The organism is Prevotella melaninogenica, assembly GCF_018128065.1.
Classification (GTDB): domain Bacteria; phylum Bacteroidota; class Bacteroidia; order Bacteroidales; family Bacteroidaceae; genus Prevotella.
Genome location: NZ_CP072360.1, coordinates 238,922 through 247,500 on the forward strand (window position 1 = coordinate 238,922; position 8,579 = coordinate 247,500).

The window sequence follows — 8,579 nt, forward strand, 5'->3', positions numbered from 1 at the left end:
ACTGAAAAAATAAATTTATATATTTGCAACAGAGAACAAAAGCACAAGCCAATGAGTTGACAAGAATGTGCCAATTACTAATTATAACACAAAAAAGGACAATGAAAAAGACTTTTACAATCGCACTTCTTACTGCAGCAGTAATAGGTGCAACATCTTTTTTTTCATCATGCAGTAACAAAAACGATGATGACTGGATTATTGATCGCCGGCCAGATCCTGTAACAATTGACCTTTCAAAGGTATTCACTAATGGCATGCCTAAAGAGGTGGACAGTATGACTATCCAAACAGATGAAAGAGGATTAGTTACAAGTATTAAGACTAAGGATGAAATGGTATCTTTCAAATACATTAATACAAAAACACGTGCTATTGTAATCCCAAATGTCTTCATGAAAGTAGAACGTAATGGGAAAGCAACAGTCTATATAATGTATCTGAACAACAACGGTTTTGTTAGAGGATGCATGATAGAGCAAAAGGAAAATACAAAGGAAGATACATGGAGGTTCACTTATAACGATAATGACCAACTAATTAATATAATCCATTCAGCAGATGACTACAAAGAATTTACTTTGACTTATAAAGATAGCAACATCTCTGAAATAGAGACAAAAACTATCGTCTCACAAACAACAACAAGAAAAAAAGATACTTATAAAGTTGCTTATACCTCAGATACAACCCCAGTCCCTATAGTGAACAAGGGTAACATTATGCTCTTCAATACAACGTTTGGTATTGACATTGGCGCAATGAAATACGCCTACTATGCAGGATTGCTTGGAAAAGCAACTAAGAACTTGCCTCTACAGCTTATTGATAAGAGCGGCAACAAAACCAACTTTACATGGACTTTCAATAGTAATGGCTTCCCAACATCAATGACAAGTGGTAGCCATCAATACAAGTTCGTGTGGTAAAAAAGTATTTTATATCATTACATATATTTATCATCCCCCTTCTATAAAGTACACTCGGAAAGTAAATCAATAGGGGGTTACTTTCAAACCATAGCTCTCAGACCATACCCCTCACTGGTCTGAGAGCTTTTCTTTTACCCTTTTACCTACCCATCCAAAATCTACACCCACGCAAAAAAGCACAAATACACAGATTACTACATAGCTTATACTTGCCAAGCAACCATTGAAACAGTATCTTTGCAGCATGAATCACGAATTATTTTCATGAAAAAATATTTTTCTTCATGAAAAGAAATATTTATTTTCACGTAAATAATTTCTTTCTTTCGTGAAAAGAATTCTGTCTAAGCCAAAAGTATGTGATTGTAGAGACTCGTTTCACACACTAACGGCTCACGGAAAAGATGATTATTGACCCTTATTACAAACGTAAAGCTATGACTGTAAATTACAAACTATTAAGAACAAGCGGTAAACTCGCACAACGTAAAGCACTAAGAATCGTACCTATCAAGAAAGATATCACTGGAATAGAGAGAATCTGTCAGCATATTCAACAAGCAACAACGCTTACAACAGCCGACATTCTCGGTACTATCTCGGCATTAAAAACAGAATTAGCAGAGGAGCTAAAAAGCGGAAATACGGTTCATCTGCCAGGCATCGGCTTCTTCTCCCTTGCCCTTAAAGGCGACATACATGAAGACCCTAAGACGCATCGTCACCATCTCCGTAATGTTGCTGTGCGCAAAATCAGGTTCCGCCCCGATAAGGATTTTCACGAAGCGTTAGGAAAGATGGATTTTGAAAACAAAACCTACAAAGACGGTACATCCACACTTCCTATAAAATCAGCCGTCAACGCTGCACTAAAAGAGTTGTTTGAAGAGAGTCCGATAATCACCGTTAACGACCTCCGTCGCCGTCTGAACCTTTCTACAACCAACGCTTACAAACTTGTAGCACAGTTAGAACGTGAAAAGAAAATCATCAACATAGGTTCACGCTATCGTAAGATGTATAAAAAGATGTAAGCGGGAAGTTGTAAACGAACCGTAATCGTATTAATAAAAAAAGATGCATTATCATTGCAAAATAGATTATTCCCAGAGAAAACTCAATAGCGTATAAACACAAAAAAGCCATTCCTAACACTTTTCAGCATTAGGAATGGCTTTTATTATGTATCAGAATTCAGACTGTTCTTATCCAATCCACTTCACATAAGCGAAGTCCTGACGATGTGGCAGGAGGTTGTTCTTAGGATACATACGGACTGCGTACTTGTAAGCACCAGCCTCTGTTGCATCGAAGATAGCCTCGAAGGTATAGTTGTTACCCTCTGTCTTCACCAACTTGAATGGGATTACCTTGTGGATATTTACGTCATCAACTGGCGCATTCTTCAAGAAGACTAATTCAAGACCTACTGCATCGTTCAAGCCCTGCTCGTCGATTGTGTAAGTAACCTTCACCTTATGACCTGTAGAGATATCCAGCAATGCCTCTTCGTCCTTAGAAACAACATAGATGCTGTCCCAACGCTCAGCAACAGACTCTTTCCAAAGAGCTATCTCTTTAGCAAGCTGATAATCATTCTTCTCCAACTGGTGTGAACGATGAGCCTCATGCTCATAGAACTTATCGTAGTAATCATCAAGCTGACGCTTCATTGTATAGTGAGGAGCGATTGTTGCGATAGAGTTCTTCACAACACTTACCCATCCTTCTGAATAGTCTTTCCCCTTTTCCTTATTGAAGTAGAGAGGAGCAATCTCATTCTCGAGAAGACCATAGATAGTAGCTGCATCAAGTTGGTCCTGATAGCCCTGATTCTGATAGGTACGCTTCTCTGGCAATGCCCATCCAGCTCCCTCGCGGTAGCCTTCAACCCACCAGCCATCAAGTACTGAGAGGTTAACAACACCGTTCATTTCTGCCTTCTCACCAGATGTACCACTTGCTTCGAGTGGACGAGTTGGTGTGTTCATCCAGATATCAACTCCAGAAACGAGACGACGAGCCAACTGCATATCGTAATCCTCAAGGAAGATAATCTTACCGAGGAACTGTGGCATACGTGAAATCTCAAAGATACGCTTGATAAGTCCCTGACCTGCGCCATCAGCTGGGTGAGCCTTACCTGAGAAAAAGAACAGAACAGGACGCTCTGGGTTGTTAACAATCTTCTCCAAACGCTCAAGGTCGGTGAAGAGCAAGTGTGCACGCTTATAAGTTGCAAAGCGACGGCAGAAACCAATCATTAATGCATTAGGGTTGATACGTTCAAGGATAGAAACCACCTTAGCTGGATCACCCTGATTGCGGAGCCACTGCTTGGTGAACTTATCACGGATATACTTGATAAGCTTCTGCTTCAATGCCATACGTGTCTCCCAGATTTCTGCATCTGGAACATTGTAGATAGCGTGCCAGATAGACTCGTTGCTCTGGTCACCCATGAAACTCTCATCAAAGTATTTATCGTAAACCTTACGCCACTCTGTTGCTGTCCATGTTGGAAGGTGTACACCATTGGTAACGTAACCAACAGCATTCTCTTCTGGGAAATAACCCTTCCACAATGGAGCAAACATCTTCTGGCTTACCCAACCATGAAGTCTTGATACACCATTGACCTCCTGACAGGTGTTACAAGCGAAAGTACTCATACAGAAACGTTCACTGTGGTCGTCTGGATTGGTGCGACCCATACCGATAAACTCATCCCAAGAGATACCGAGCTTTGCAGGATAATCACCCATATACTTACCAAAGAGTTCCTCATCGAAGTAGTCGTGACCTGCTGGTACAGGAGTGTGAACGGTATAGAGTGATGAAGCACGTACAAGCTCCATAGCCTGATTGAATGTCAAGCCACTCTCAATGTAGTCGCAAAGACGCTGGAGGTTGCAGAGTGCTGCATGACCTTCATTGCAGTGATAGATATCCTTCTTGATACCGAGTTTCTTCAAAGTAAGAATACCACCAATACCAAGCAAAATCTCTTGCTTCAAACGGTTCTCCCAGTCACCACCATAGAGAGAGTGAGTGATTGGTCGATCGAATTCTGAATTCATATCGTTGTCTGTATCGAGCAAGTAAAGCTTTATACGTCCAACGTTCACACGCCATACAAGAGCATGTACCAAATAGTTGCGGTAAGGTACATCAACAACTACCTGATTGCCGTTCTCATCAAGCTCGCGCTCAATAGGAAGAGAGTTGAAGTTCTGTGCATCATACTTAGCAATCTGCTGACCATCCATTGAAAGACTCTGTGTGAAGTAACCGAAACGATAGAGGAAACCTACTGCACAGAAGTCTACATTTGAGTCAGAAGCCTCCTTAATGTAATCACCTGCCAAGATACCAAGACCACCAGAATAAATCTTCAATACCTGATTTAAACCGAACTCCATACAGAAGTAAGCAACAGAAGCACGCTTCTTATTTGGCTTTACATCCATATAAGTACGGAACTTCTTGTAAACATCACTTACCTGTTTCATCAACTTTTTGTCCTTTACGATAGCTTCCTTACGGTCATAGCTAAGACGCTCAAGGAGCAGGACAGGATTATGTCCAACCTCTTCATAAAGAACCTCATCAAGAGCTTTGAACATGTTGCGTGCTTCGTAATTCCATGCCCACCACATATTGTGAGCAAGCTCATCAAGACATGCCAGTTCCTTTGGCAGAGTTGACTTTACAGTTACCTCTTTCCACTGAGGTTCGTTGGAATAATCTGATTTAATTTTCATAACTTGTAATAGTTTGACTGTTATTTCTTATATCGTTATTAAAGCAGTTATCTGTTATTTCGTGCAGCTGCTTTCTTTAATGCTATGTCGTAAGCCTGCTCATAATATTTGATAAACTTACTCCAAAGGGCTTTACAGGAGAGCTTCTCAGCATTTGAACGGCACTTATTCATCTCAGTTTTTGTAAAGCCAGAGTATCGGGCTATGGTATCTTTAATACCATCAGCAACTTCAGAATAATTATAATCTGTACGGTGTAATACCTTAACACCGTCTTCTATCTCGCTACCATTTCCTTTCTCTGTATTTGCCCATAAGCCGAAACCAGCAAGGTCGGTTGTAATACAAGGAACCTTAAATGCTATTGCCTCTAATGGGGTATAACCCCATGGCTCATAGTAAGACGGATAAACGCAAAGGTCATTTCCCAATACGAGATCATAATAACTCATGTTCATTATGCCGTCATCTCCTGTCAGATAACATGGAATGAAAATAACTTTTACCTTATCGCCCTTTGCATTATTCATACCAAGCGAACTGAGCATATTCAGTACATTGTCATGGTCCATATTGTGGAGCCAATGTGTAAGGACAGGCTTCTCCAATGGAGAATCAAATTGTTTTCCACTCTCAAGACGTTCGATAAGGTCCTGACGTGGTCCAACCACCCAACCTGGCACCTCAATGAAAGCTACTACCTGCTTCTTTAAGTTCTCATCAAAACGCAGGCGATTCATTGACTCTATGAATACATCAATACCTTTATTACGGAATTCATATCGTCCGCTGGTTGATACGATTAACGCATCATCCTGTATGTCGTCACCTGTCAGCGCATTGGCTACATCAAGTAAACGCTTACGTGCCGCCTTACGCTTCTTTGTGAAAGTTGCACCCTTTGGTACAAAGTCGTTTTCAAAACCATTTGGAAGAACTAAATCTACTGGTTTATCCAGCAACTCTTTACACTCTGTTGCAGTAATATCGCTCACTGTCGTGAAGCAATCAACATGATGAGCAGTCTGCTTCTCAATAGAATGCTTGCTCTCCATATTCAACTCCGAAGCCATCTGGTCACCATCATATGCCCAGAGATATTCGTACAACGGCTTATTATTGCCCGCAATACTACGACCAATACCCGTTGCATGAGTTGTAAAGATCGTTGCTATCTGTGGCTGACGATGTTGCAACACAAGTGCAGCAAAGCCTGTCTGCCATTCGTTTGCATGGAAGACAACCTTATCTTTATCACTGAGATAGAACTTATAGAAACTCTCTACGACAAGTGCCGTAGCGTAAGCAAACATTGCAGATTCGTCATAATCACCATAAGCATGAAGACTATCAACACGATAATACTCCCAAAGCTTGCCATAGAACTCTTCCTTATGAGCAAAAAAAGATTGGAAATCAACAAGTATAGCAATCGGTTCTCCAGGAATTTCCCAACGACCTACCTTTATAAACAATCCCTCGGAGGCTGCTTTCTGCTGCCAAGCAGCAAACAACTTCTTATCCTCCTTGAAATATGGGGACGGTGTCTCTTGCCAGCAATCAGGACCAATAAAGATAATTCGGTCCTTCATCTTGTCTTGTAATGTCTTTGCGCGTGTGGAAAGTACCGTATAAATTCCTCCGACCTTATTACATACTTCCCAGCTGGTCTCAAAAATATAATCTGGAAACAACATCTTCTCCTTTAAATATTTGATGTATATCGCTACAAAGGTAATACAAAATAAGGAAAGCAACAATTTAATCTGCACATTTTTAAGGAATACATCGTATTAATTAATTAAAATCACTAAATTTGTAAATAACTAATATTCATAGATATGAAACAGAAGATTATACTAACAATTATGGCTATGTTGGCTTTTTCAACCAATATATTATCCCAAAACAACTTACCCACTACGAAGACTGATACATCTTCATCTAAAAATGGTAAGATTATACATACGAATGACTCCATATTCAAAGCGCATCTCGTCAATGATGAGTTCCAAGTATGGATGGATATTGATTTCTATCATAATAACATCACGGTGCCACGACAAGAGATATTCGGAGAGGTGCCAGGATACTTTGGTGCAGTTCGTGATACACGCAAGTGGATTATCTCAGATGCTACGATAAAAGGAAAGAAAGCACTCCTTACCATCATCAATGACTATGGCAGTGAAGACCTAAAAGCCGAACTAAAACTCAATTCGGATGGTACTTATACGCTGACTCGACTTGAGGGGAGTACCATGAAGATTGTTGTCAATAACAAGTGGGTGAAAATTCCAAAGGATATAACATTCTACGTTAAGTAGATAAAAGATAATAGGGGCTAATTTCTTAGTCCCTATTCTTGTTTCTATATCAATCAAAAAGATGAGTTTAAACTAAACAGCCCCTGAAGATAAAGTTAATAAGTTCTAAGCAACAAATCGCCTATCGGTGCCACAGGCACTTCAACTTCTGAAGAGAACGTCTTATAATTATATTCTCCTTCTGGAATACGATACAAAACAATCTTACTTCCCTCTGCTACGGCACAAGTAACCTGAATAAGTTGACTATGGGCATTCTTCAATGTTACTGGTCTGTAAAAATCAACTAGTCCACCCTCAGTATCGAACTGATCAGGCATCTGACTTTCCAAACCATACTTAACCCTATTCCTGACAGCAAACTTATCCTTTTCGTTTATAGTGCCATTGCTTTCTACCCTTACATTCACCAGCTGCTTGCAAGGGATAAATATGTTCTCCTCATAAACCCTCCCGAGTTGTAAGCCTCCTTGTGGCCTATAAGCGTAGTAGAAAAGTTTCTTTTCTTTCGGATCACGCACCCCAGTATCATCTATTGGTAAAAGATACTTATTATCATCTAATTTAGTCAAATCTAATGTAAGCTGTAAATTGTATGAGACACTAACATCTCCTACAAAAGTTGTCAACGACTTAAATTCCTCATCACTTAAATTGAAAAACATAATATAACGACCATCTTTATCAGTCGTAGCCTTTGCCTTATGGCGTACCTTAGTAGCAACCAAAGATGCTTCTCTAAAATCCAACTTCACTTCTATATTTGACAACGGCTGTCCTCCTGAAGTTCGGGCAACACCTTTGATAATAAGACTCTTCGGATCCGGCTTATCAATAAAGTCGTCCTCTTCATTATGACAGCTTGCCAATAACAATATAAGTAATGGTAATGCAAGCAGGTACAAAAATAACTTTTTCATAAACATATCCTTTATAGTTTTAAAATAAATGGTATTTGGATATCATACTATCCTTCTACATAGATTTAGTTACTTACAAAGATAGTAATTTTTGAACAGAAAACAACTAAATAACTATTAATTATTGAAGTCCGATAAGTTTATCAATATAACTTTGCTATTCGTGTCTTACAATGTATTATGACAACAATAACATACTATTACACCATCTTCAATCAACGTGCGGATGCTCAGCACGCATGGTGTTCATAGTAAGCACCATGTGTGCCAAGGCTCAACACGATGTCAAATAATTCAGAAATGGAGTAAGACACGATGCATAACTAAAGAATAATAAATAATCCTCACAATGATAAACGTATTACCATTGCAAGGATAATTATATAGCATAAAAAACTCATAGCCTGAAATCAAATATTTAAAGAATATTCATTAACCCATGAAGGATTGTAAGAATAATATTCCAAGTCCATTCTGTTACGCCTATCAATAACCTAAAGACGAAATAAATAATGATACAGAGAACAAGGATAAGAATTCCTGTCAATAAAGCTTTCGACCTTACCTGGCGTATTGTTTTCTTATCCCCTTCAACATAACGAGTTATCAAATTCAAATTCTTAACGTGTGCCTTAC

General features: G+C 39.3%; 7 protein-coding genes (1 of these 7 cut by a window edge). 3 read left to right on the top strand and 4 right to left on the bottom strand.

The genetic code is table 11. The features are described 5' to 3' along the window. Nucleotides 1-101 precede the first annotated feature (101 nt). Both J5A56_RS06940 and J5A56_RS06945 read left to right on the top strand, forming a co-directional pair. On the top strand, nt 102-929 hold the full coding sequence (locus J5A56_RS06940) for a DUF4595 domain-containing protein (RefSeq protein ID WP_036919248.1): 828 nt from the start codon (nt 102-104) through the stop codon (nt 927-929). 440 nt (nt 930-1,369) lie between these two features. Then, nucleotides 1,370-1,966, top strand: a complete 597-nt coding sequence (locus J5A56_RS06945) for an HU family DNA-binding protein (protein ID WP_036919258.1) — start codon at nt 1,370-1,372, stop codon at nt 1,964-1,966. 171 nt (nt 1,967-2,137) lie between these two features. On the opposite strand, the gene glgP is transcribed toward J5A56_RS06945, so the two are convergent. Together glgP and J5A56_RS06955 are read right to left on the bottom strand one after the other, a co-directional pair. Continuing rightward, complete coding sequence (glgP, locus tag J5A56_RS06950) at nt 2,138-4,696, bottom strand: alpha-glucan family phosphorylase (RefSeq protein WP_021671299.1); 2,559 nt, start codon at nt 4,694-4,696, stop codon at nt 2,138-2,140. 47 nt (nt 4,697-4,743) lie between these two features. Then, nucleotides 4,744-6,393 (bottom strand): glycogen/starch synthase, encoded by a 1,650-nt coding sequence (locus J5A56_RS06955; RefSeq protein ID WP_036919245.1) that lies wholly within the window; start codon nt 6,391-6,393, stop codon nt 4,744-4,746. Nucleotides 6,394-6,537: 144 nt separating this feature from the next. Here J5A56_RS06955 and J5A56_RS06960 point away from each other — a divergent pair, with 144 nt between their 5' ends. After that, the gene (locus J5A56_RS06960) at nt 6,538-7,023 is read left to right on the top strand and encodes a hypothetical protein (protein ID WP_021671297.1); all 486 of its coding nucleotides are present in this window, start codon (nt 6,538-6,540) and stop codon (nt 7,021-7,023) included. A gap of 95 nt (nt 7,024-7,118) precedes the next feature. On the opposite strand, the gene J5A56_RS06965 is transcribed toward J5A56_RS06960, so the two are convergent. Both J5A56_RS06965 and J5A56_RS06970 read right to left on the bottom strand, forming a co-directional pair. Next, entirely contained in the window at nt 7,119-7,943 is an 825-nt protein-coding gene (locus tag J5A56_RS06965; RefSeq protein ID WP_036919242.1) for a hypothetical protein, read from the bottom strand. Nucleotides 7,944-8,361: 418 nt separating this feature from the next. Beyond that, nucleotides 8,362-8,579, bottom strand: partial view of a DUF4112 domain-containing protein gene (locus J5A56_RS06970; RefSeq protein ID WP_021671295.1) — the 3' portion only. It continues 463 nt past the right edge of the window; the window shows 218 of its 681 coding nt (coding positions 464-681); its start codon lies beyond the right edge, outside the window; it ends in the stop codon at nt 8,362-8,364.

What these genes read in the sequence shown, in the direction of transcription:
- J5A56_RS06945 (WP_036919258.1), top strand. Translation starts at nt 1,370, where the DNA reads ATGACTGTAAATTACAAACTATTAAGAACAAGCGGTAAACTCGCACAA.
- J5A56_RS06960 (WP_021671297.1), top strand. Translation starts at nt 6,538, where the DNA reads ATGAAACAGAAGATTATACTAACAATTATGGCTATGTTGGCTTTTTCA.
- J5A56_RS06965 (WP_036919242.1), bottom strand. Translation starts at nt 7,943, where the DNA reads ATGAAAAAGTTATTTTTGTACCTGCTTGCATTACCATTACTTATATTG.
- glgP (WP_021671299.1), bottom strand. Translation starts at nt 4,696, where the DNA reads ATGAAAATTAAATCAGATTATTCCAACGAACCTCAGTGGAAAGAGGTA.
- J5A56_RS06955 (WP_036919245.1), bottom strand. Translation starts at nt 6,393, where the DNA reads ATGTTGTTTCCAGATTATATTTTTGAGACCAGCTGGGAAGTATGTAAT.
- J5A56_RS06940 (WP_036919248.1), top strand. Translation starts at nt 102, where the DNA reads ATGAAAAAGACTTTTACAATCGCACTTCTTACTGCAGCAGTAATAGGT.